We start from the raw sequence: 22,566 nt of genomic DNA, 5'->3' as shown, positions 1-22,566 counted from the left end.
CCGGCCCCGCCGGAGCGGGGACGGCCACGGGCACGGGATCAGGCGATCCGGACCGTCAGGGCAGCAGGTACTGCGCGTTGAGCACCGCGCCCTTGGCGGGCTGGTTCTCGTCGTACCCGCGCGGGTCGCACTGGAGACCACCGACGATGCAGTGGTTCACCATCGCGGCGAGCGTGGGCGCCTCCCAGGCGTTGAAGAAGTCGTAGTGGAAGGAGAATCCCCGTCCACTGGACAGGTGCAGCTGCGACATGTTCGCGGTGTTGACCGGGAAGGCCACCTTGAACTCGATCATCGGCAGCGCCACCGGGTGGGTGGCCGGGCAGACCCCGCCGACCGGGTAGGCCATGTGGCTCTTGTGGTCGGGGGTGTCCAGGTAGAGCCCGTTCCAGCAGCTGGGCGCCTGGTAGCGGACGCCGACCTGGCCGCCGCCGGGGCAGTCGACCGGCAGGTCGATGCTGTGGTAGCTGGTGCCGCACTCCCAGCCCGCGACGTAGCCGGGGTCGGTGGCGAACTGGGTGGCGGTGGCCGACGGGCTGCCGACCACGAAGCGCAGGCCCGGCGGGAACGGCCGCACGCTGGTGTAGTCGTTCACCGAGCTCTTGTAGTAGATGGTCTGCAGGCCGACCGGGTTGACCACGGTCGCCCCGTCGTACATGGAGGGCATCCAGTAGCCGGAGCGGTCTGCGGGGGCCAGGCAGCTGCTGGTGCTCGCGTTCAGCGAGGCCAGGGTCGAGGCGGCGTTGGTGTTGGTGGCCCCCATGAAGGTGTGCAGGTGGGAGGCACCGGCCTGGCCGGGGAAGACGATCGGGTCGTCCGGCAGGTTGTGGGACGCCGTGCAGTTCGCCTGGAACTCGTGGAAGTACGCGTGCGGCGGGTTGGCGGTCGACGGGGTGACCCCGGTGACCTGCGGGTTGGCCGGCACGTAGCCGTTGGTCGGGACGGTCACCTGGCCGTACACCTTGAACTCCAGCAGCGAGTACCCGTACTGGGTGCCGCGGGCGGTGGCGTAGAGCCGGATGTAGCGGCCGCTGCCGGTGACGGCGAGGTTCTGCACCCCGCCGGTGGCGTTGGCCGTGGAGTAGACCGTCGTCCAGTTGGTGGCGTCCGGGGACACCTGCAGCTGGAAGGCCTTGGCGTAGGCCGCCTCCCAGTCCAGCTCGACCTTGCTGACGGCGGCGGTGCCGCCGAGGTCGATCTGGATCCAGGACGGGTCGGTCCAGGTGCTCGCCCAGCGGGTGTTGAGGTCGTTGTCGACGACCGCCCCGGCGGGGAAGTTCAGGCTCTCGATGGACGAGGCCGTCACCGGGCGGGACGCCGAGATCAGCGGGTCGCCGGCCGCGGCGGCCTGCTGGGCCGTGCCGGAGAGGCCGGTCAGGGCCAGGACGGCGGCGAAGGCCACCGCCAGGGACGTGCGGCGCGGTCGGCCGCGGGACAGGAAGCGGGGTCGCATCGGACCTCCAGGTCGAACGGATGGGGGTGGGGCCCTCGGGGCCGGGAGGAGTGGGGTTCGTCCCGGTCCCGAGGGGGTCTGGATCAGGCGTGCGCCGGGCTGTGGGGCCTAGGCGTAGACGCCGAACTCGTAGAGCGAGTCGCCGTAGGCGGTGCCCCGCTGCGTGATGTTGATCCGGACGTACCGGCCGCTGCCGGTGACGTCGAAGTCGTCGATGCCGCCGGTCCCGGTGGTGGTGGACCAGACCGTCGTCCAGTTGGTGCCGTCGTTGGAGGTCTGGATCTGGTACGCCTTGCCGTAGGCGCCCTCCCAGCCCAGCTGGACGTGCTTGAACGAGGTGACGGCGCCGAGGTCGACCCGGACCCACTGCGGGTCGGCCCACTCGCTGGCCCAACGGGTGCCCCAGTTGCCGTCGGTGGCGTTGGAGGCGGGGTACGGCGCGCCGTTGCCGACCGCCTGGAAGCTGGAGGCGGTGGTCGGCTTGTTCAGCGCCACGTTCGTCCCGTTGACCGTCGGGGCCACCACGCGGAAGGACTTGGTCTCGATGCCCACGTTGCCGTGGCCGTCGTACGCGTAGACGTAGACCTTGTACACGCCCAGGTTCTTCGGGGCGGTCGCGGTGAACCGGCCGTCGGCGGTCTGGACGAACTTGACCTGGTCGAACCCGGTGCCGCCGCCCGCGTACTTGGCGCAGTAGAGCAGCTGGTAGCGGATCAGGTCGCCGTCGGGGTCGGTGGTGGTGGTGCTGATGGTGAACGTGCCGCCGGCCGGGACGGTCGCGGTGTTGCTCAGCGTCATGTCGGAGATCACCGGGGGCGTGTTGGTGCCCACGTTGCCGTTGTAGTCCTTGGCCACCGAGTAGAAGCTGAGGCGCTTCCAGCCGGCGGGCACGGTGTTGTACCAGACGCCGCCGAAGTCGTTCTCGGTGCCGTAGTGGAAGACCGTGGCGCCGAGCGCGACGCCCTGGTGGCCGGTGATGCAGGCCCAGTTGGACAGGTAGGCGTCACGCTTCTTGATGTCCGAGGGCTCGGTGGGCACGCCGTTGGCGTCGTTCGGGACCTCCCACTCGCCGTCCTCGCCGGACTCGGTGATGATGTACGGCTTGGTGTAGCCGCCGGCGATCCAGTCGGCCTTGACGTTGCAGACCGAACCGTAGGAGTTGACGGCCAGCAGGTCCAGGCTCGGGGTCCAGTCCTTGTAGTACTTCCACGCAGCGGTGTAGGCGTCGGTGGAGGTCACCGGGTGGTTGGTGTCGATGGCGTGGATCGCCTGGGTGACCCGCTCCACGTACTTGGCGTACGCGACCCGCTGCTGCTCGACCGTGGTGCCGTTGTAGGTGTGGTCCTGGGTGGTGAGGATGACCTCGTTGCCGACGTCCCACATCAGCACGCCGGGGTGGTTCTTGTAGGTGGTCACCCACTGCTTGATCTGGTCGAGCGTGCTGTCCATGTACGCGGTGTCGTTGACGTAGTCCGCGCCCTGGTTCAGCCAGAACCCGTTGACGACCTTGATCCCGTGCGCGGCGGCGGTGTCCAGCAGCGGCTTGCTGCCGGCGTCGGTGCCCCAGGTGCGCAGGGTGTTGACGCCCATCGCCTTGAGCTCACGCACGTGCGCGTCGATGGTGGTGTTGGCCGGGCCCCAGGTGATGCCCTTGACCTGGTACGGCGCGCCGTTCACGGTGAGCGCCCAGTTGCCCTGTCCGCCGGTCACCTTGACGGTGGACCCGCCGGCCGGGACGGCCGGGTCGGTCAGCGGCGCCGGGGCGTTGCCGGTGGTGGTGGAGACCGTCACCTTGTCGATGCTCAGCACGCCGCCGGACGTGGTGTTCGCGGTCGGCGAGGTGCAGTTGCAGTTCCCGTTCGGGAACCCGCCGCCGATGCCGAGGTTGAACACCAGGTAGAAGCCGTGGTGCACGGCCGCGTCCCAGGTGGCGACGCCGACCTGGGACTCGCTGACCTGCCAGACCTGACGGCCGTCGAGGTACCAGCGGATCTGCTCGTCCGAGGTGGTGCGGTCCAGGATCTGCGAGTACGTGTGGTAGTCGCTCTGGCAGCCGGTGCAGCTGGCCAGCCCGCTGGTCATGCCGTTGTACTCGTTGCAGTTGCCGCCGGGGGCGGTGCCGCAGTGCAGGGTGGTGGAGAGCTGGCTGCGGCCGTTGACGTTCTCCAGGATGTCCGACTCGCCGGCGCCCGGCCAGACGGTGAAGTTGCCGCGGTTGCCGGCGCCCATCGCGCGGAACGAGGGCCAGTAGCCGGTGCCGTCGGCGACGTTCGGCTGCTTGACGGTCGCGGAGATCTGGAGCTGGCCGCCGGCCGGGGCGGCGAAGTCGGAGCGCTGGCTCTCGACCCGGCCCGACGTCCACGCGTCGCCGTTCCTCAGCGCGGTGAGGTTGAGCGCGCCGTTGCCGTTGAGCGAGACGTTGGCGGGCGCGTTGGTGTTCGTCTGCACCTCGCTGGTGCCCCAGTTGGCCGGGCCGCCCGGGTAGGAGGTGCCGGTCTGGGTGATCCAGTTCGCGGCGGACGGCGCGGCGCCGGCGTTGCCCGTGAAGTCCTCGTTGAACACGGTGGTCCAGTTGCCCGGCGGCGGGGTCACCGGCGGGGTGGTGGGCGGCGTGGTCGGCGGGGTGGTCGGCGGGGTGGTGGGCGGCGGCGTGGTCGGGTCACCGCCGGTGCGGACCTGCAGCTCCCAGAGCGAGTAGCCGTAGCCGGTGGCGCGGGCGGTGCCGTTCATCCGCACGTAGCGGGCGGTGCCGGAGACGGCGAGCGTCTCGGTGCCGCCGGCGCCGGTGGTGGTGGAGTACGCGGTGCTCCAGTTCGTCCCGTCGGTGGAGAGCTGGATCTGGTACGCCTTGCCGTACGCGGACTCCCAGAACAGCCCGACCTGGCAGACCGGCTGGGCCGAGCCGAGGTCGACCTGGATCCACTGCGGGTCGGTGTTGGCGCTCGACCAGCGGGTGCCGGTGTTGCCGTCCACGGCGTTGGCGGCCGTGGTGCCGTAGTTCTCCTCGCTGGAGGCGGTGGCCGGGCGGCCCTGCGCGGCGTTGGCGGTGCCGCAGCCGGTGGCGGCGGCGGTGCCGAAGACCTGGAACTCCCAGAGCGAGTAGCCGTACCCGGTGGCGCGGGCGGTGCCGTTCATCCGCACGTAGCGGGCGGTGCCGGAGACCGCGAGGGTCTCGACTCCGCCGGCGCCGGTGGTGGTGGAGTACGCGGTGGTCCAGTTCGTGCCGTCGTTGGAGAGCTGGATCTGGTACGCCTTGCCGTACGCGGACTCCCAGTTCAGCACGACCTGGCCGATCGCGGCCGGGCTGCCGAGGTCGACCTGGATCCACTGCGGGTCGGTGTTGGCGCTCGACCACCGGGTGCCGGTGTTGCCGTCCACGGCGTTGGTGGCGGGCGTGCCGTAGTTCTCCTCCGAGGAAGCCGTCACCGGCTTGCCCTGGGACAGCAGAACGGGCGCGGCCTGGGCGCGGCTCGTGGGCACGAACAGCATCAGGGCCGCGACCAAGGCTGCCGCGACGGTCGCGGCCAGCACTCGCCACCCGGGTGACGAGCGTTCGGGGCCGGCGGCTGTCCGGACGGGTGGTGCGAGCATGAGGGACTCTCCTGACGAGACGGTGGGGGGAGGACCGGAAACACCGGCCTTCGGCCGCAGCCGGTCCGGGAGGGGTGGTCGGACGGCTGGGCCGGGTCGGGCTCCCATCGCTGGGAGAGCGCTCTCGCAGTGGTTGAGATAGTTGCGCCCACGTTTCCGCCGTGTCAAGCCCTCTGCACGCATCGCCGCCGGACCCGGCATCCCGGACAAAAGCGCAGTACCGGAACGGTGTTGAGTGCCACCTCTTGACTTTGCCTGTTCCAGGGGCCAGGCTCCAGGCCCATGGGAGAGCGCTCTCCGCTCTGCTCCACAGGTGCTCCGACCGGCACCTCTCCCGGAGCGGCGCGCTCTCCCTGCCCGCCGCTCAGCCCCTCCTGCTCACCACCCGTCAGGCCCAGCGCCGTCCTCGCAAGGAGTCACCATGCCCACCTTCCGTACCGGTCCGAGAACCCGGCTCCTCGGCGCGGCAGCCGCGCTCACCGCCCTGCTGGCCGTGACCGGCTGTTCCAGCAGCGGCGGGAGCCAGGCGCAGGACGACCCCAACGAGAAGATCACCCTGACCGTGAACCTCTTCTCCGACTTCGGGTACGCGGACCTCTACAAGCAGTACGAGCAGCAGCACCCCAACATCACCGTCAAGGAGAACCGCGCCGACATGGGCGCGCACCACCAGAACCTGCAGGCCCACCTGCTGGCCGGCTCCGGCACCGCCGACGTCGAGGCGATCGAGATCGGCCAGGTCGCCGGGTTCCAGGCGCAGGCGGCCAAGTTCGTCAACTTCCTGGAGAACGGCGTCGACGCCGCCCAGTGGGTGCCCTCCAAGACCGCGCCCGCCTCCAGCGCCGACGGCAAGGTGCTCTTCGGTCTCGGCACCGACATGGGCGGCATGGCGCTGTGCTACCGCAGCGACCTGTTCAAGGCCGCCGGCCTGCCCACCGACCGGGACCAGGTCTCCGCGCTGCTCACCGACTGGAAGGCCTACGCCGCCACCGGGAAGAAGTTCCTGGCCGACAGCCCCAACAAGGACGTCCGCTGGTTCGACAGCGGCGGCAACCTGTTCAGCGCCGTCATCGCCCAGGCCCCGACCGGCTTCTACGACGCGGCCGGCAAGCCGGTGGTGAACGAGAACCCGGCCGTGCGGCAGGCGTTCGACCTGGTGGCCGGCGCGATCAAGGACGGCGAGTCGGCCGGCATCCAGGCCTTCACCCCCGCCTGGGACACCGGGTTCCAGAAGAGCCAGTTCGCCACCGTCGCCTGCCCCGCCTGGATGAGCTACCAGTTCAAGGCCAACCCGCCCACCGACGGCGGCACCTGGGACATGGCCCGGATCCCCGGCGGCGGCGGCAACTGGGGCGGCTCGTACCTCTCCGTGCCCAGGTCCGGCAAGCACACCAAGGCCGCCACCGAGCTCGCCAAGTGGCTCACCGCACCCGAGCAGGAGGCCAAGCTCTTCACCGAGAAGGGCTACTTCCCGTCCGACCAGGCGCTCTGGAGCCAGCCCGACATCGCCGACCACACCGACCCGCTGTTCAACAACGCGCCCACCGGAAAGATCTTCTCCCAGTCCGCCAAGGACCTGAAGCCGCAGCCGCTCGGCGCGCACGGCGCCGAGATCGGCACCGCCCTCGGCAACGCCCTCACCTCGATCGAGCAGGGCAAGACCGACGCCGACGGGGCCTGGAAGAAGGCCCTCGCGGACGTCGGCAACATCGTCGGCTGACCACCCGCCGCGAACGGCGCCACCTCACACCCCGAGACCCGCGGTACCGGCGTGGATCTGACACCACGCCGGTACCGCGCCACCCTCCAAGGAGCACACCCAGATGGCTGCGTCCGTCTCCGCCGGCCGGCCCGCCCGGGCCGCGCGCGCACCCGTGGCGGCCCACCGTCGGCACCGGCTCGACCGCACCCTCTCGCCGTACCTCTACATCGCGCCGTTCTTCCTGGTGTTCGCCGGCTTCGGGCTCTTCCCGATGCTCTACACCGGGTACGTGTCGATGACCAACTGGCGGGTCGACGTCCCCGGCAGCCAGGGGCAGTGGGTCGGGCTGGAGAACTACCGCAAGCTGCTGGACGACCCGTTCTTCCTCAACGCGCTGAAGAACACCGTCGGCATCGGCGTGCTCTCCACCGTTCCGCAGCTGCTGCTCGCGCTCGTCCTGGCGCACCTGCTGAACTACCGGATGCGCGGGCGGACGCTGTTCCGGCTCGGCGTCCTGCTGCCCAACGTCACCTCGGTCGCCGCCGTCACCCTGATCTTCGTCCAGCTCTTCGGCCGTGACTACGGGTTGATCAACTGGACGCTCGGCCTGTTCGGCGTCGAGCACATCGACTGGCAGGCCGGCACGCTCTCCTCCTGGACGGCCATCTCCGCCATCGTCACCTGGCGCTGGACGGGCTACAACGCCCTGATCTTCCTGGCCGCGATGCAGGCCGTGCCGTTCGAGCTGTACGAGGCCGCCGCCATCGACGGGGCGAGCCGCTGGCGGCAGTTCCGCTCGATCACCGTCCCGATGCTCCGCCCGACGATCCTGTTCTCGGTGATCGTCTCCACCATCGGCGCCCTCCAGCTGTTCGGCGAGCCGATGCTCTTCGGCCAGCAGCAGGACCCGACCACCGGCGGCTCCCAGCACCAGTTCCAGACCCTCGCGCTGTACTCCTACAACCAGTTCTGGGGCCGCTTCAAGTACGGCTACGGCGCGGCCGTCTCGTGGGCGATGTTCCTGCTGATCGTCGTGATCGTCGCCGCCAACCTGATCGCCGCCCGCCGGATGAAGGGGCTGGACGCCTGATGAGCCGCAACCGCCAACTCTCCGCGGGCCGGGGCGTGTACGCCTTCCTCGGCGCCGCCGTGCTGCTCTCGGTGTTCCCGCTCTACTGGACGCTGGTCGCCGCCTCGCGCAACAACACCGACATCCACAGCGTGCCGCCGATCCTGCTGCCGGGCGCCAACCTGCTGCACAACATCGGCCAGGCGTTCAGCCGGACCGACATGGGGCTGGCCCTGCTGAACTCGCTGATCGTCTCCTCGCTGGTCACCGCGAGCGTGGTGCTCACCTCGACCTTCGGCGGCTTCGCCTTCGCCAAACTGCCGTTCCGCGGCAGCAGGCCGCTGCTGGCCACCGTGGTGGCGACCATGATGGTGCCGACCCAGCTGGGCATCATCCCGCTCTACATCATGATGGCCAACTGGTTCCACTGGGCGGACCACCTGCAGGCCCTGATCGTGCCGGCCGCCGCCAACGCCTTCGGCCTGTTCTTCATGCGCCAGTACCTGGTCACCTCGCTGCCGGACGAACTCCTGGACGCCGGACGGATCGACGGCTGCACCACCCGCGGCCTGGTCCGGCACATCGTGCTGCCGACCGCCCGCCCGGCGATGAGCGTGCTCGGCATGCTCACCTTCATGGCCACCTGGAACGACTTCTACTGGCCCAAGGTCGTGATGACCCAGCAGAACCCCACCATCCAGCTCACCCTCTCCGAACTGGCCAGCGGCTACATCAAGGACTACTCCCTCGTCCTCACCGGCGCCCTCGTCGCCAGCCTCCCCGTCATCGCGGTCTTCCTGCTGATGGGGCGCCAGATCATCGACGGAATCATGCAGGGAGCGACAAAGGGATGACCGACATCCGTACCTCCGCCGACACCGCCCCGGCCACCGCCGTCCCCGGCCCGGGGCCGGCCGCCCTGGAGCCGGGCCCGGGCCCGGAGCCGGGCGTGGAGCCGGGCGTGGAGCTGGACCTGGACCGCAAGGCCGCGCTGGTCTCCGGTGGCGGGGTCTTCCGCACCAGCGCCGAGCCCGCCCTGGGCCTGCGGCCGATCATCACCTCCGACGGGCCGGTCGGCGTCCGCGGCGAGCGCTGGGACGAGTCGGACACCGCGCTCGCGCTGCCCTCCGTCACCGCGATGGCCGCCGGCTGGGACGAGGACCTCGTCCGCGAACTGGGCGCCCTGCTGGCCGCCGAGGCCCGCCGCAAGGGCGTCGACATGCTGCTCGCCCCCACCCTCAACCTGCACCGCTCCCCGCTCGCCGGGCGGCACTTCGAGTGCTTCTCCGAGGACCCGCTGCTCACCGGCCGGATCGGCGCCGCCTACATCGAGGGCGTGCAGAGCGGCGGGGTGGCGGCCACCGCCAAGCACTACGTCGCCAACGACTCGGAGACCGAACGGCTCACCCTGGACGCCCGGGTGGACGAGCGGACCCTGCGAGAGGTCTACCTCGCGCCCTTCGAGGCCGCCGTCCGGGCCGGGGTGTGGGCCGTGATGTCCGCCTACAACCGGGTCAACGGCGAGGCGATGAGCGAGAGTTCACTGCTCACCGAGCCGCTGAAGGGCGAGTGGGGCTTCGACGGCCTGGTGGTCTCCGACTGGGGCGCGGTCCGCAACACCGTCCCCTCCGGCTCCGCCGCCGTCGACCTCGCCATGCCCGGCCCGAACGAGCACTGGGCGGCCGCGCTGGCCGAGGCCGTCCGGTCCGGCCTGGTCAGCGAGGCCGCCCTGGACGACAAGGTCCGCCGGCTGGTCCGGCTGGCCGGCCGGGTCGGCGCGCTCGGCCCGCCGGACACGGAACGGGCCACGGACCCGGCGTCGGCACCGGCCGCGGCCCCGACCCCGGCCGACGAGGAGACCCGCGGACTGCTCCGCCGGGCGGCGGCCGCCGCCGCGGTGCTGCTGCACAACCGCGGCGCCGTCCTGCCGCTGGACGCCAAGGCGCTGCGCCGGGTGGCCGTGATCGGCCCGAACGCCGCCACCGCCCGGGTGCAGGGCGGCGGCAGCGCCTCGGTCTTCCCCGCCTCGGTGGTCTCCCCGCTGGAGGGCATCCGGGCCGCGCTGCCGGACGCGGTCCTGGTCGAGCACGCCGCCGGGGTACGGACGGCGCTGCGGCCGACCCCGCTGGAGCGGGCCGACTGCCGGCACCCGGAGACCGCCGAACCCGGCCTGCTGGCCCGCTACCTGGACGCCGACGGCCGGGAGCTGCACCGCGAGCACCGGCCGAGCGGCCGGGTGCTGGAGCCCTCGGAGGGCGCCGGCCTCGACTCCTTCGGGGCGGTCGAGGTCAGCACGGTGTTCCGGGCGCCCGCCGCCGGCCGCTGGCGGATCGGCGTGGTCGGCCTCGGCCGGATCGTCCTGGAGGCCGACGGCGCCCTGCTGCTGGACGAGTACGTGCCGGCGGAGTCCGACGACCCGACCTACCTGCACGTGTCGCCCTCCTTCCGGCAGGTCGAACTGGAGCTGGCGGCCGGCCAGGAGGTGACCCTGCTGGCCCGGCGGACCGCCGAGCCCGAGCACGGCCGGGTGCTGGTGCTGGCCGCCGACCCGCCGGTGGCCGCCGAGGCCGCCGAGCTGGCGGCCGCGGTCGAACTCGCCCGGGGGGCCGACGCCGTGGTGGTCGTGGTGGGCACCACCGACGAGCACGAGAGCGAGGGGTTCGACCGCACCACCCTCCGGCTGCCGGGCGGCCAGGACGCCCTGGTCTCGGCGGTGGCGGCGGCCAACCCGGCCACCGTGGTGGTGGTCAACACGGGCGGCCCGGTGCTGCTGCCCTGGCGCGAGGAGGTGGCGGCGGTGCTGCTCGGCTGGTTCCCCGGCCAGGAGGGCGGCGACGGCCTGGCCGACGTGCTGTTCGGCCGGGCCGAGCCCGGCGGCCGGCTGCCCACCAGCTGGCCGGCCGAGGAGCGGGACGCCCCGGTGCTCGACACCACCCCGCAGGGCGGCGTGCTCGCCTACACGGAGGGGCTGCACATCGGCTACCGGGGCTGGCTGCGGGCGGGCGGGCGCCCGGCGTACTGGTTCGGGCACGGGCTCGGCTACGGCGCCTGGGAGTACCTGGGCCTGGCGGCGCCCGGATCGGTGGCGCAGGGGGCCGGGTTCACCGTCCGGGTCGCGCTGCGCAACGCCGGGACCCGCAGCTCGCGCGAGGTGGTGCAGGTCTACCTGGCGCGGCCCGGCAGCGGGGTGGAGCGGCCGGTGCGCTGGCTGGCCGGCTTCGCCGCGGTCCGGGCCGAGCCCGGGCAGCGGGTCGAGGTGGACGTGCCGGTGGAGGCCCGGGCCCTGCAGCACTGGTCGGTGCCGGACGGGCGCTGGCTCGGCGAGCCGGGCGGGTTCACCGTGCTGGCCGGGCCGTCCAGCGGCGAGCTGCCGTTGACGGCCGCGGTGCGGCTGACCGGGGCGGACGGCCGCCGGGCCGCGTCCAGGCCTTAGCTCCCGCCCGGCGTGGCGCCGGGCGGGCGGGCCCTGGTCCGGGTGGGCACGGGGCCGAACAAGGGCGGGCGGGACCGGGGCGGGCATGGGGGCCCGCCCCGGTCCCGCCCGCCCCTCGCCGTGCCCCGGCCGGTGGCGGTGCGGGCCCGGCGCCGTCCCGTCGTTCCCGGCCCGCCGGTCGGTCCCGGGCCTGGGCCGCCGCGCGCTCGACCAGCTCCCGGTCCGGGCGCACCCCGGTGTAGCGGACGAACTGCTCCAGCCCCTGCCGCACCAGCACCTCGTGCCCGCTGATCACCTGCCGGCCGAGCGCGCGGGCCCGCTCGACCAGCGGCGTCTCCACCGGCAGGGCGACCACGTCGAAGACGGTCGTCGCGGCCTCGACCGTGGCGGGCTCGAAGGAGAGCTCGTCCGCCTCCGGACCGCCGCGCATGCCGATCGGTGTCACGTTGACGATCAGATCGGCCCGCAGGCCGCCCACGCCGGAGCGCCAGGACCAGCCCTGCGAGTCGGCCAGCGCGCGGCCGGCCGCCTCGTTGCGGGCGACCACCGTGCCGGAGCGGTACCCGGCGTCACCGAGCGCGGCGGCCACGGCCTTGGCCATGCCGCCGCTGCCGCGGAGCGCCACGGTGGCGTCCAGGGGCACCCCGTGGAGCTCCAGCAACTGGGCGACGGCGAGGTAGTCGGTGTTGCACGCGCGCAGGACGCCGTCGTCGTTGACGATCGTGTTGACCGAGCGGACGGCCGCCGCCGACGGGTCCCGCTCGTCGACCAGCGCGATCACGTCCTCCTTGAACGGCATGGAGATCGCGCAGCCCCGGATGCCCAGCGCCCGGACCCCGCCGACGGCTGCCGGAAGGTCGGTGGTGGTGAACGCCTTGTACAGGTAGTCCAGGCCGAGTTCCTGGAAGAGGAAGTTGTGGAACCTGGTGCCGAAGTTGCCCGGCCGCGCGGCCAGCGACATGCAGAGCAGGTGTCCTTGCTGATCCGGGTGGTCATGGTCGGTCGTCCTCTTCCCGTCGTGCCGGCGTGCCGGATGCCGCCGGCCGCGCCCCCACCCTGCCCGATCGCACCGGGCGGTGCCGGCACCTCCCCCGACCCCGCGCCGGCCGCACGGGCCGGCGCGAGCCGTTCACCGCTGCCGCTGGGTCCACGGCAGGACGAACCAGAGGCCCGCGAACATCAGCACGGTCAGCGCGGTGATCACGGCGGCCGGTACCGACCCGAGCACCACGTCCGTGATCAGCAGCACGGCGCCGCTGAGCGCCAGCGCCAGGAAGAACAGGCCCGCCTCGGCCAGCCGGGAGGAGAGCGCGACGATCCGGCGCTTGGCCCCCCGGTGGAACAGCCCCCGGTGCAGCGCCACCGGCGTGGCCAGCACCGCCGAGGCCACCACGGTGAGCAGCAGGGTGGTGACGTAGACGCCGGTCTGGAAGTCGTCCAGCTGCGGGAACCGGCTGGTGAAGGCCAGACCCAGCAGGAAGGCGAAGACGATCTGCACGCCGGTCTGGACGACCCGGAGTTCCTGGAGCAGTTCGACCAGGTTGCGGTCGGCCCGCTCGTCGGGCGTCTCGTGACGCTCGACGTCCGGGCCCCGGTCCGGTTCCGGTGCCGTCGACACCTGACCGAGCCTACCGGCCGGCCGCCGCGCGGACCGGGAGCGACAGCAGGACCGGCAGCATCCGCAGCGCGTACGCGGCGTAGCCCCGGGCCGACGGGTGCACGCCGTCGGGGCCGAGCAGTTCGGCGGGCCGGGCCCGGAACCCGTCCACCGAGGAGGGCGCGATCAGCGCGCCGGCCCGCACGGCCGCCCTGGTCTGCAGCCGGGCCAGTCGGCGGGCCCGGCGGGAGGCGACGAGCCGGACCGGCGCGCGGAAGCCGGGCGCGCCGCCCGGGTCGGCGCAGGGGACGACGACCACCTCCCAGCCGGCCGTGCCCAGCCCGTCGAGCACCCGGGCGAAGCTGCGGGCCGCCCCGCCGACCGGCCCCGGCAGCATGGTGTCGTTGCTGCCGACGATGATCACCGCGACACCGGGCCGCAGGGTGCCCGCCCGCGCGACCTGCCGGTGCAGGGTGCGGGTGGTGGCGCCGGCGCGGGCGAGGACGCGCAGGTTCACCGGGCGTCCGCTGCCGTCCGCCAGCCCCTGGGCCAGCCGGGCTCCCAGGGTCTCCTCCTTGCGGCCGGCTCCGACGCTGCGGGCCAGCGAGTCGCCGAGCATCAGCAGGGTCAGCGGGGCGCCGCCGTCCGGGCCGTACCGGCCGTCGGCGACCGGCGCGGCCCAGGTCGACGGGGGGTTCGTCATCAGGACGGAGGTGTAGAGGCGGGCGCCGAGCAGGTGCAGCCGCCGGCGGCCCCGCCTCAGCGGGCCGGCGGGCCGCCGCGGTCCGCGGCCGGGTGCCGGGATACGGGGTGCGCGCCCGTCCGTCGGGGTGGTGCGGGGTACGACGGGCACCTGGCCGGCCTGCGGCCGGTCGTCGACGGGCCGGCGGGCGTCGTCGCGATCCGCGGTGATCTTCACGGGAGGTGATCGTGGCGCACGGTCCGCACACGGCGCAAACGCCGCCACCCCAATGGCCCAACCCCCGGTCCGGCCCGGGTCGGCGGGCGGGACCGGGGGTCGGGCCGGTCTGGGGGGCGGGGGTCGGACGGGGCCCGGCGCCGTCACTCGCCGGGCCGCCGGATCGGGTCAGGGTGTCAGGTCGGGTCAGGTCAGCGCGCGGTCGAGCGGCCCAGGTAGGTCAGCACACCCGGGTCGGGCACCGGCAGGACGTGGAAGCCGGTGCGGTCGTAGAAGGCCCGGGCGCCGGTGTTGGCGCTCACCATCCCGAGGTGCACCCGCTCCGCGCCGGCCCTGTGCAGGGCGTCGAGCAGGCGCTCGATCAGCAGGCGGCCGAAGCCGCGCCCCTGGAACTCCGGCAGCAGGTCGATGTGCAGGTGGGCGGGGTAGTCGGCCAGCTCGGGCAGGATCATCCGCTCGGGGGTGTGCAGCAGCAGGGCCATCAGCTCGTCGCCGTCGGCCGGCTCCCCCGCCGGCGGCGGGTACAGGTGGCCGACCCGGGGCAGCCAGCGCTCGCGGAACCCGGTGACGAAGCGGGCGGTGTCGGAGGTGCCGAGCACGTACCCGACGGCGGTGCCCCGGCCGTCGTCCAGGACGAACGCGAGGCCGGGTTCGAGTTCCAGGTACGGCCCGGCGAAGTTGTCCGGCAGCACCCGCTCGTTCCTGTACAGGCCGGTGGCGTCGCCGCCGGCCTCGGCGGTGCGGACGCAGATGTCGTACACCGCCTCGCGGTCGGCGGGGCGGTACGGGCGGACCGTCGGTCGCGGGTTCTCCATCGGATGTCCTCTCCTTCGAGGCCTGCTGCTTCGGCGGCGCCCGCCGCTCCGGCCGCCCTGCACCGGACGGGGCCGGGGCCGGGCGGACGACCGGACAGCCGGTCAGGCGGACAGGCGGACGACCGGACAGCCGGCCGGTGAGTCGAAGATCCGAACGGTCGAAGGGGGCCCGCCGTGCCCGGCGGTGAAGGGCCGGGCACGGCAGACCCTCGGCTGTCGTGCCCGGCCCCGCGGCGGGAGCGGTGTCCCCTTCGCCCCCGCCGCCTTCCCGGCGACGGCCCGTGTCAGGACGGGCTGTCCACCTGGGGGATCGAGTTGCTCCGCACGGTCCGCGCGTACCAGCGGGCGCTGGCCTTGGGGATCCGGAGCTGGGTGGCGTAGTCGACGTACACGGCGCCGAAGCGGCGGCTGTAGCCGTACGACCATTCGAAGTTGTCGAGCAGGGACCACAGGAAGTAGCCCCGGACGTCGGCGCCGTCCGCGATGGCCCGGTGCACGGCCGCCAGGTGGCGGTGGACGTAGTCGATCCGGCGCGGGTCGAGCACCTCGCCCTCGGCGTTGACGGTGTCCTCGAAGGCGGCGCCGTTCTCGGTGATCATCAGCGGCAGGCCCGGGTGGCGCCGGGAGACGTCGGTGATCAGGTCGTACAGGCCGCTCGGGTCGATCGCCCAGTTCATGGCGGTGAGTTCGCCGGGCGGCAGGTGGAAGACGACCTGCTCGGAGCCGGGCCACGGCGAGTGGTCGCTGGCGCCGTGGGCGTCGTTCTTCGCGGCCTCGCCCGGGGCCAGCTCCTCGCCCTCGGCCGGGGCCGACACCAGGGTCGGGCTGTAGTAGTTGATGCCGAGGACGTCGATCGGCGCGCCGATCACGGCCTCGTCGCCGGGCTGCACCAGGGTGTCCCAGTCGACCAGGTGGGCGGTGTCGGCCCGCAGGTCGGCCGGGTAACCGCCCTCCAGGATCGGGCCGGTGAAGACCCGGTTGCCGACCGCGTCGATCCGCCGGGCCGCGTCGAGGTCCCCCGCGGAGCCGGTCAGCGCGCGGACCTGGTGCAGGTTGAGGGTGATGGACACCTTGGCGTCGGCCGGCAGTTCGGCGCGCAGGGCGGCCACCGCGCGGCCGTGTGCCAGGTTGAGGTGGTGCGCCGCGCGCAGGGCGTCGGCCGGGTCGGTGCGGCCGGGGGCGTGCACGCCGGAGCCGTAGCCGAGGAACGCGCTGCACCACGGCTCGTTCAGCGTGGTCCAGAACTTGACCTTGTCGCCGAGCGCGCGGGCCGCGAGGGCCGCGTACTCGCCGAAGCGCTCGGCGGTCTCCCGGACCGTCCAGCCGCCGAGGTCCTCCAGGTCCTGCGGGAGGTCCCAGTGGTAGAGGGTGGCGACCGGCTCGATGCCGGCCGCGAGCAGCTCGTCCACCAGGGCACGGTAGAAGTCGAGGCCGCGCTCCACCGCCGGGCCCCGGCCGGTGGGCTGCACCCGGGGCCAGGAGATCGAGAAGCGGTAGGCCTTGAGGCCCAACTCGGCCATCAACGCGACGTCTTCGCGGAACCGGTGGTAGTGGTCGGTGGCCACGTCGCCGGTGTCGCCCTGGTACGTCTTGCCGGGGGTGTGGCTGAAGGTGTCCCAGATCGACGGGGTGCGGCCGTCCTCCGCGGCCGCGCCCTCGATCTGGTAGGCCGCGGTGGCGGAGCCCCAGAGGAAGGTGCTCGGGAAGGTCAACTGCCCTTCCTGGGCGCTTGCTTCGGCCGGACGGTGCGGGGCGGATGAGGACACGGGTGTCATCGGGGGACGCTCCAGATGTGCGAGGAAGAGAGGCAGCGGGGAGGGTGGGCGGGCGGGGCGGCGGCGGAGGAGCCGCCGGCCCCCGCCCGGCCGGGGGTGCCGGGGCTCAGCCCTTGACGGCGCCCTGGGTGATCCCGCCGACGATGTGCTTGCCGAACAGGACGAACACGAGCAGGAGGGGAAGCGTGCCGATCAGCGCGCCGGCCATGATGATCGACCAGTCGGTGGACCATCCGGTGCCGAGCCCGGCGAGGGCGACCTGCACGGTCGGGTTGGAGGAGCCGTTCATCGCGATGATCGGCCACAGGAAGTCGTTCCAGGACTGGACGAAGGTCAGCATACCGAGCACCGCCATCGCCGGGCGGGCGATCGGCACCACGACGTGCCACACCACCCGCAGCGAGTTGGCACCGTCCATCCGGGCGGCCTCCAACAGCTCCGAGGGCAGTGCCTGGACCAGGAACTGGCGCATGAAGAAGACACCGAAGGCGGTCACCAGCGAGGGCAGGATGAGCGCGCTCAGGTGGTTCCCCTGGCCGAGGTTCTTCATCAGGATGAACAGCGGCACCACGCTCAGCTGGGCCGGCACCGCGAGGGTCGCGACGACCAGGCCCATCATCGCGCCCCGGCCGGGGAACTGGAGCTTGGCGAAGGCGAATCCGGCCAGCAGGGAGAAGCTGACGGTGCCGATCGTGACGGACCCGGCGACCAGCGTGGAGTTGAGCAGGGCCACGCCCATGCCCCGCCCGCCGGCGTTGTGCCAGACGTAGGACAGGTTCTTGAACAGGTTGCCGCCCGGGATCATCGGCGGCGGGGTGGAGACCACGGCGTGGGCGTCGGTGGAGGCCGCGACCAGGGTCCAGTACAGCGGGAACAGCGAGGCGAGCGCGACCAGGACCAGGACGGCGTAGGTCAGCGGGCCGGCGTGGTGCTGGCGGCCCGCGCCCTTCCGCACGGAGCGGAGGCGACGCCGTGGCGCCTGGGCCTGGGCGTCCTGGTCCGCGGTGCGGACCGGAGCGGCCGGGTGTACGGCGGTCATGGTTCCTCCTCTCACTGCGACTTGCGCAGGCGGCGGGCGATCAGGGCGTTGACGAGGCCGATCAGCAGGAGCAGCGCGAACATCGTCCAGGCGATGGCGGAGGCGCGGCCGAGCATGCTGTTGCGGAAGCCCTGGTCGTACATGAAGACCCCGAGGGTCTCGTACTGGTGGGCGGTGCCGCCCTGGTGGCCGCTCTGGCCGCCGAACAGGAAGGGCTCGCCGAAGAGTTGGGTGGCCCCGATGGTCGAGACGACGACCGTGAACAGGATCGTCGGCCGCAGCGCGGGGACGGTCACGTGCAGGAACTGCTTCCAGCGGGAGGCGCCGTCCAGGGCCGCGGCCTCGTACAGGTCGCCCGGCACGGCCTGCATCGCGGCGAGGAAGATCAGGGCGTTGTAGCCGGTCCAGCGCCAGGTGACGATCAGCGAGATGGCCAGCTGGGAGGTCCATTCACCGGCCTCCCAGGCCACCGGGTCGACCCCGAACAGGCCCAGGAACCAGTTCGCCATCCCGCTCTCCGGGCTGAAGATCAGCGCGAACACCAGGGTGGCGGCGGCGACCGAGGTCGCGTACGGCGCGAGCAGGGCCGTCCGGAAGAAGGAGCTGGCGCGGAGCTTGTAGTTGAGCAGGTGGGCCAGGCCGATGGCGATCATCAACTGCGGCACCGTGGACAGGATGCCGAGCGTGAAGGTGTTGCCCAGGGCGTTCCAGAAGAAGTGGCTGGGCGGGCCGGTGAAGAGGTCGGTGTAGTTCTTCAGCCCGACCCACTTCGCCTGGTCGACGTTGTAGAGGCTCACCTGGTGCAGCGACAGCCAGCCGGTGTAGAGCAGGGGGAAGAGCCCGAACGCCGCGAAGACCAGGAAGAACGGCGACACGAAGGCGTAGGGCGAGCCCTTGGTGTCCCAGCGGTACAGACGGCTGCGCCAGGCCTGGCGGCGTTCGTCCTTCGGCGGTACGGGGTGGGGTCGGTCTGGCGTCGCGGAGCCTGGGTCGCTCCCGCGGGCGGTGATGGAGGTGGCCACGTGTGGCTTCCTTCCGTGGATTGCTGCCTTCGGCCCACTGGCGAGGGCCAGTGGGATGCCGCCGGGTCTTCGGGGCCTTGGACGGCGGGCCCGGGCCCGGCGGCGACGGCTGCCGGACGGGACGCCGATGGACGTCGGTGGGGCGGGCGGGGCCGCCCGGTGCGCTGACCGGGCGGCCCCTCCGGCCTGCTACTGGATGGTGCTGTCGATCTGCTTGACGGTCTCGTTCCAGGCGTCGCCGGCGCTCTTGCCGTTCTGCTCGACCAGCAGGATGCCGTTGGAGAAGGCGGTCTGCAGGTCACCGGCCTTGGGGCCGGTCTCGGCGGGCTTGATGGCCTTGGCCGCGGTGGAGAAGATCTGGCCGGTCGGCGCGTTCGGGCCGATGTAGGGGTTCTTGAAGTCGGTCACGCCGGGCAGGGCGTAGGCGTTCTGGTTGGACGGGATGTTGCCGACCTTCTGGAAGACCTTGGCCTGCTGCTCCGGGGCGCTCAGCCAGGCCACCAGGTCCTGGGCCGCGGCGACGTGCTTGCCGGAGCTCGGGACGGACAGGAAGGAGCCGCCCCAGTTGCCGGCGGCGGGCGCCTGGGCGACGTTCCACTTGCCGGCGTTGGCCGGGCCGGAGTACTTCTCGATGTTCGCCTGCTGCCAGGACGGGCAGATGGTGGTGGCGAAGGTGGACTGGGTGAACGCGGTCTGCCAGGTCGGGTCGAACTCCTTGAGGCCCTGCGAGCTGCCCGCGGCGTCGGCCTTCATGGCGAGGTCCCAGGCGGTCTTGACGCTCGCCGAGTCCTTGTAGTTGAGCTTGCCGTTCTTGTAGTACTGCTCGGTGCTGCTGGAGACCGTGGCGTTGAACAGGCCGGTGGCGGAGTCCATGAAGAAGGTACCCTTGGCGGCCTTCGCCTGGAACTGCTTGCCGACCTCGACGTACTTGGCCCAGTCGCCGGCCCACAGCGCGCTGACGGCCGCCGGGTCGGAGGGCAGGCCGGCCGCCTGGAAGAGGTCCTGGCGGTAGCAGACCGCCATCGGGCCGACGTCGGTGCCCAGACCGATGGTCTTGCCGCTCGCGGTGGTGGCCTGCTGCCACTTCCACGGCAGGTAGTCGTCCTTCTTGATCCCCGGGGCCTTGGAGAGGTCCTGGAAGGAGCCGCTCAGCGCGTCGGAGGTGGCGAGCGCGATCCGGCCGACCTCCAGGGCCTGGATGTCGTCCAGGCCGCTGCCCGCCGCGAGGTGGGTCTGGACGGCGGTCCAGTAGTCCGCCTCCTGGGTGGTGGTGTTCTCCTTGACGGTGATGTTCGGGTGCAGCGCCGTGTACGCGTCGAACAGGCCCGCCTCCTTGAAGCCGAACGTCCCGAAGTCGCCCACGGTGAGAGTGATCTTCTCGTTCGGGTCGGCGGCCTTGTCGCTGCTCGACCCGCTGCTGGAGCAACCGGTGGCCAGCAGCGCCGTGGCACTCAGCACGGTCGTGACGAGCACGACGGCGCGACGGGAACGGGTGGTGCGGGTGGCACGGGACGTGCGCATGTCCATCTCCTTGGTCCGAGACGCGGCGGTGCGGCTCGGGAATGGGGCGGAAGCGAGTCAGGGAGAGCCGGGAACCGGCCGGGGAAAAGCGACCTTGGGGTGGTGCTGACGTCCGGGATTCGCTCTTTCGATGTGGGAGCGCTCCCATGCGTCTGCCGAAAGGTTGCTTCCCGCCCGGCAGGCGTGTCAAGACATGAAGTCCAAGCCGTTACCGGAGCGTGTCCTGCCGATGTCGCGCCGACCGCCGGGGAACACCTCCCCGGCCGACCGGGCCGGCCGGCCGGAGCCCTACCGTCTCCGCAGGTCACGACGGTGGACGGCGGAGCGGTGGACCCGGCCGGGAGGCTCCGCCCGGTCGGCCGGGGGGCCGCCGCGCCCCGATCGCCGGCCGGGCGCCGGGCGGAGCGCGCACCGTCCGGCCGGCGCCCGGAGGAACGGGACGGGCCGCCGGCCGCCGCCCGTGGGAGGACCATGGAACGGACCACGCCGCCTCCGCCGGGGCACCCGGGCGGCCCCGCCCCGGCACCATCGCGCCCGATCCGGCCGCCCCGCCGGGTCGCGGCCGAGCGGCAGGTGACGCGGGCCCTCGACGCCACCCGCGGGCACCCGCCGCGGCCGGGCGGCGCCGCCCGGCCGCGGGGGCGGAACCGGCGGCCCGTCCCGCGGCCTGCCGTGCGCGACCGGCCTCCGGCGGCGAACTCCGGGGCTCAATTCGGCCATCGGCAGGCCTCGTTGCCCCGCCGGAGCGTCGAATCGTCGAACACTCCTTCAGAGATTTGAACCAGCAGCGCCTTGTCGGCCCGTCAGGCCGCCGCCGGCCCGGTCGCCGGTTCAGAACTTGAAGCCGGTGAGAACTCTTGACGCCTCCCCGGGGACTCTGACTTCATGTGTGGCGGTCCCTGCCCCCACCCGACTCATGCGGGGACCGGCCGCCCCGGTACCTGGGAGCGCTCCCAGGTACCGGGGCCGTCCAACGCACGGCGCAGCCACCGCCCGCCCGCACCTCGCACCGCCCGGACCACCCCCGGACCGGCCCCGATCCGCCCACCGGGCCCGAACGGCCGAGCCCTGCCCCGGCGGGGACGCCCGCCCGGCCACCCGCACCCGCACCGTCCCACCACCGCACCGTCCGCACCGGGGCCCGCGGGGTGCCGGGACGGCCCGCCCGCCCGCACCCACTCACAGGGAGTAACCGTCATGCGCATCGCCCGCACCACGCGAGCGGCACTGGCCGTGGCCGCGACGCTCGCCGCACTCTCCGGCCTCGGCGCCGGACCCGCGGCCGCGGCCGGACCGGCCGCTCCGGCCTCCCGCTCGCTCCCCGCCGGTACGCACTTCTTCATCGACCCGGCGAGCAAGGCCGCCCAGCAGGCCGTCACCGACCTGCGGGCCGGCGACACCGCCGGGGCCGCCGCGATGGCCAAGCTGGCCAGCTGGCCCGTCGCCCGGTGGTTCACCGGCACGGCCGACCCGGCGCAGACCACCCGCGAGATGGCCGAGCTGCAGGCGAAGGCGGCCCTGCTGCGGCAGACGCCGGTGGCGGTGGCCTACAACATCCCCGGCCGCGACTGCTCCCAGTACTCGGCCGGCGGCGCCGCCGACTCGGCCCAGTACGCGGCCTGGGTGGACGCCCTGGCCCAGGGCATCGGCCGACGGCAGACGGTGGTCGTGCTGGAGCCCGACGGCCTCGCCCTCAGCCCCGCCTTCTGCGGCGGCACCGCGCAGCAGCAGGCCGACCGGCTGGCCGAGACGAACGCCGCCGTCGACCGGCTGGAGCGGCAGAGCGGGGCACTGGTCTACCTGGACGGCGGCCACAGCTCCTGGCAGAACGTCGGGACCATGGCGGCGCTGCTCGACGCGAGCGGGGTGGCCCGGGCCCAGGGCTTCTTCCTGAACGTCTCCAACTACCAGCGGGACGCCGACCTCGTCCGGTACGGCACCCTGGTCGCCAAGTGCACCTGGTACCTGGCCAACACCCCCGGCGCCGCCGCCGACGACTGCGCCAACCAGTACTGGCCGCAGGCCGACGCGGACGCCTGGTACGCCGCCCACGTGCCGGCCGACGCCCGGCTGCCGCACTTCGTCGTCGACAGCAGCCGCAACGGCCAGGGACCGTGGACGCCCACCGCCCAGTACCCGGACCCGCAGACCTGGTGCAACCCGCCGGCCCGCGGCCTGGGCACCCGCCCGACCGCGGACACCGGGGTCCCGCTGCTCGACGCCTACCTGTGGATCAAGGTGCCCGGCGAGTCGGACGGCAGCTGCACCCGGGGGACGGCGGGCGGCACGGATCCCGAGTACGGCGGAGTCGACCCCGTGGCCGGCGCCTGGTGGCCCGAGCAGGCGCACAGCCTCGCCGCGCAGGCCTCCCCCGCGCTGCGGTTCAACACCGATCCGTTCGCCCGCAAGGGCTGACCGGGCGGGGCCGGGGGCTCCGGCCGTCCGGGGCGACGCGGCCGCCGCCCCGGACGGCGGCCGCGTCCTGCGGGCCGACCGGGCACCCGGACACCCGGGCACCCGGTCGGCCCGCCCTGGCGCCCGGCCCGCGGCACCTCGGCACCGCAGGACCGCAGGACCGCAGGACCGCAGGACCGCAGGACCGCAGGACCGCAGGACCGCACGTTCATGCCAAC

Annotated in this window: 15 protein-coding genes; 5 read left to right on the top strand and 10 right to left on the bottom strand. The window is 73.0% G+C overall.

The window, feature by feature from the left end:
- Nucleotides 1-55: 55 nt before the first annotated feature.
- Entirely contained in the window at nucleotides 56-1,450 is a 1,395-nt protein-coding gene (locus J2S46_RS30255; protein WP_191291227.1) for a DUF1996 domain-containing protein, read from the bottom strand.
- Between the two features lie 108 nt (nucleotides 1,451-1,558).
- Nucleotides 1,559-5,041 carry a galactose-binding domain-containing protein gene (locus J2S46_RS30250; RefSeq protein ID WP_307351751.1) on the bottom strand — a complete coding sequence of 1,161 codons (3,483 nt, stop codon included), beginning with the start codon at nucleotides 5,039-5,041 and terminating at the stop codon, nucleotides 1,559-1,561.
- Nucleotides 5,042-5,462: 421 nt separating this feature from the next.
- On the opposite strand from J2S46_RS30250, the gene J2S46_RS30245 reads away from it, so the two are divergent.
- The 4 genes from J2S46_RS30245 (at nucleotide 5,463) to J2S46_RS30230 (ending at nucleotide 11,245) form a co-directional block, all read left to right on the top strand.
- The gene (locus tag J2S46_RS30245; RefSeq protein ID WP_191291228.1) at nucleotides 5,463-6,761 is read left to right on the top strand and encodes an ABC transporter substrate-binding protein; all 1,299 of its coding nucleotides are present in this window, start codon (nucleotides 5,463-5,465) and stop codon (nucleotides 6,759-6,761) included.
- Between the two features lie 103 nt (nucleotides 6,762-6,864).
- A complete protein-coding gene (locus tag J2S46_RS30240; RefSeq protein ID WP_073922828.1) occupies nucleotides 6,865-7,833 on the top strand; it encodes a carbohydrate ABC transporter permease in 969 nt (322 codons plus the stop codon).
- Nucleotides 7,833-8,666 carry a carbohydrate ABC transporter permease gene (locus tag J2S46_RS30235; protein ID WP_191291229.1) on the top strand — a complete coding sequence of 278 codons (834 nt, stop codon included), beginning with the start codon at nucleotides 7,833-7,835 and terminating at the stop codon, nucleotides 8,664-8,666. Before J2S46_RS30240 ends, J2S46_RS30235 begins: the two co-directional genes overlap by 1 nt.
- The gene (locus tag J2S46_RS30230; protein ID WP_191291230.1) at nucleotides 8,663-11,245 is read left to right on the top strand and encodes a glycoside hydrolase family 3 C-terminal domain-containing protein; all 2,583 of its coding nucleotides are present in this window, start codon (nucleotides 8,663-8,665) and stop codon (nucleotides 11,243-11,245) included. The genes J2S46_RS30235 and J2S46_RS30230 overlap by 4 nt, the downstream gene beginning before the upstream one ends.
- Here the strand turns inward: J2S46_RS30230 and J2S46_RS30225 are convergent.
- The 8 genes from J2S46_RS30225 to J2S46_RS30190 all read right to left on the bottom strand — a co-directional run bounded on the left by J2S46_RS30225 (nucleotide 11,148) and on the right by J2S46_RS30190 (nucleotide 19,933).
- Nucleotides 11,148-12,206 (bottom strand): shikimate 5-dehydrogenase, encoded by a 1,059-nt coding sequence (locus J2S46_RS30225; RefSeq protein WP_307351744.1) that lies wholly within the window; start codon nucleotides 12,204-12,206, stop codon nucleotides 11,148-11,150. The two genes, J2S46_RS30230 and J2S46_RS30225, sit on opposite strands and share 98 nt — an antisense overlap.
- A gap of 168 nt (nucleotides 12,207-12,374) precedes the next feature.
- Entirely contained in the window at nucleotides 12,375-12,863 is a 489-nt protein-coding gene (locus tag J2S46_RS30220; protein ID WP_191291232.1) for a DUF6328 family protein, read from the bottom strand.
- A gap of 10 nt (nucleotides 12,864-12,873) precedes the next feature.
- Nucleotides 12,874-13,761 carry an SGNH/GDSL hydrolase family protein gene (locus tag J2S46_RS30215; protein WP_191291233.1) on the bottom strand — a complete coding sequence of 296 codons (888 nt, stop codon included), beginning with the start codon at nucleotides 13,759-13,761 and terminating at the stop codon, nucleotides 12,874-12,876.
- Between the two features lie 191 nt (nucleotides 13,762-13,952).
- On the bottom strand, nucleotides 13,953-14,576 hold the full coding sequence (locus tag J2S46_RS30210; protein ID WP_191291234.1) for a GNAT family N-acetyltransferase: 624 nt from the start codon (nucleotides 14,574-14,576) through the stop codon (nucleotides 13,953-13,955).
- Nucleotides 14,577-14,860: 284 nt separating this feature from the next.
- The gene (locus tag J2S46_RS30205) at nucleotides 14,861-16,351 is read right to left on the bottom strand and encodes a GH1 family beta-glucosidase (protein ID WP_191291235.1); all 1,491 of its coding nucleotides are present in this window, start codon (nucleotides 16,349-16,351) and stop codon (nucleotides 14,861-14,863) included.
- 106 nt (nucleotides 16,352-16,457) lie between these two features.
- Nucleotides 16,458-17,390 carry a carbohydrate ABC transporter permease gene (locus tag J2S46_RS30200; protein WP_191291236.1) on the bottom strand — a complete coding sequence of 311 codons (933 nt, stop codon included), beginning with the start codon at nucleotides 17,388-17,390 and terminating at the stop codon, nucleotides 16,458-16,460.
- Between the two features lie 11 nt (nucleotides 17,391-17,401).
- Complete coding sequence (locus tag J2S46_RS30195) at nucleotides 17,402-18,412, bottom strand: carbohydrate ABC transporter permease (protein WP_191291237.1); 1,011 nt, start codon at nucleotides 18,410-18,412, stop codon at nucleotides 17,402-17,404.
- A gap of 189 nt (nucleotides 18,413-18,601) precedes the next feature.
- Nucleotides 18,602-19,933 (bottom strand): ABC transporter substrate-binding protein, encoded by a 1,332-nt coding sequence (locus J2S46_RS30190; RefSeq protein WP_191291238.1) that lies wholly within the window; start codon nucleotides 19,931-19,933, stop codon nucleotides 18,602-18,604.
- Nucleotides 19,934-21,130: 1,197 nt separating this feature from the next.
- Between J2S46_RS30190 and J2S46_RS30185 the strand changes: the two genes are divergently transcribed.
- On the top strand, nucleotides 21,131-22,348 hold the full coding sequence (locus J2S46_RS30185) for a glycoside hydrolase family 6 protein (RefSeq protein ID WP_191291239.1): 1,218 nt from the start codon (nucleotides 21,131-21,133) through the stop codon (nucleotides 22,346-22,348).
- Nucleotides 22,349-22,566: the final 218 nt, after the last annotated feature.

It is taken from the genome of Kitasatospora herbaricolor (genome assembly GCF_030813695.1).
Taxonomy (GTDB): Bacteria; Actinomycetota; Actinomycetes; order Streptomycetales; family Streptomycetaceae; genus Kitasatospora; species Kitasatospora herbaricolor.
Note: the sequence above shows the minus strand (reverse complement) of the source record. Positions and strands in the feature narration are given on the sequence as shown.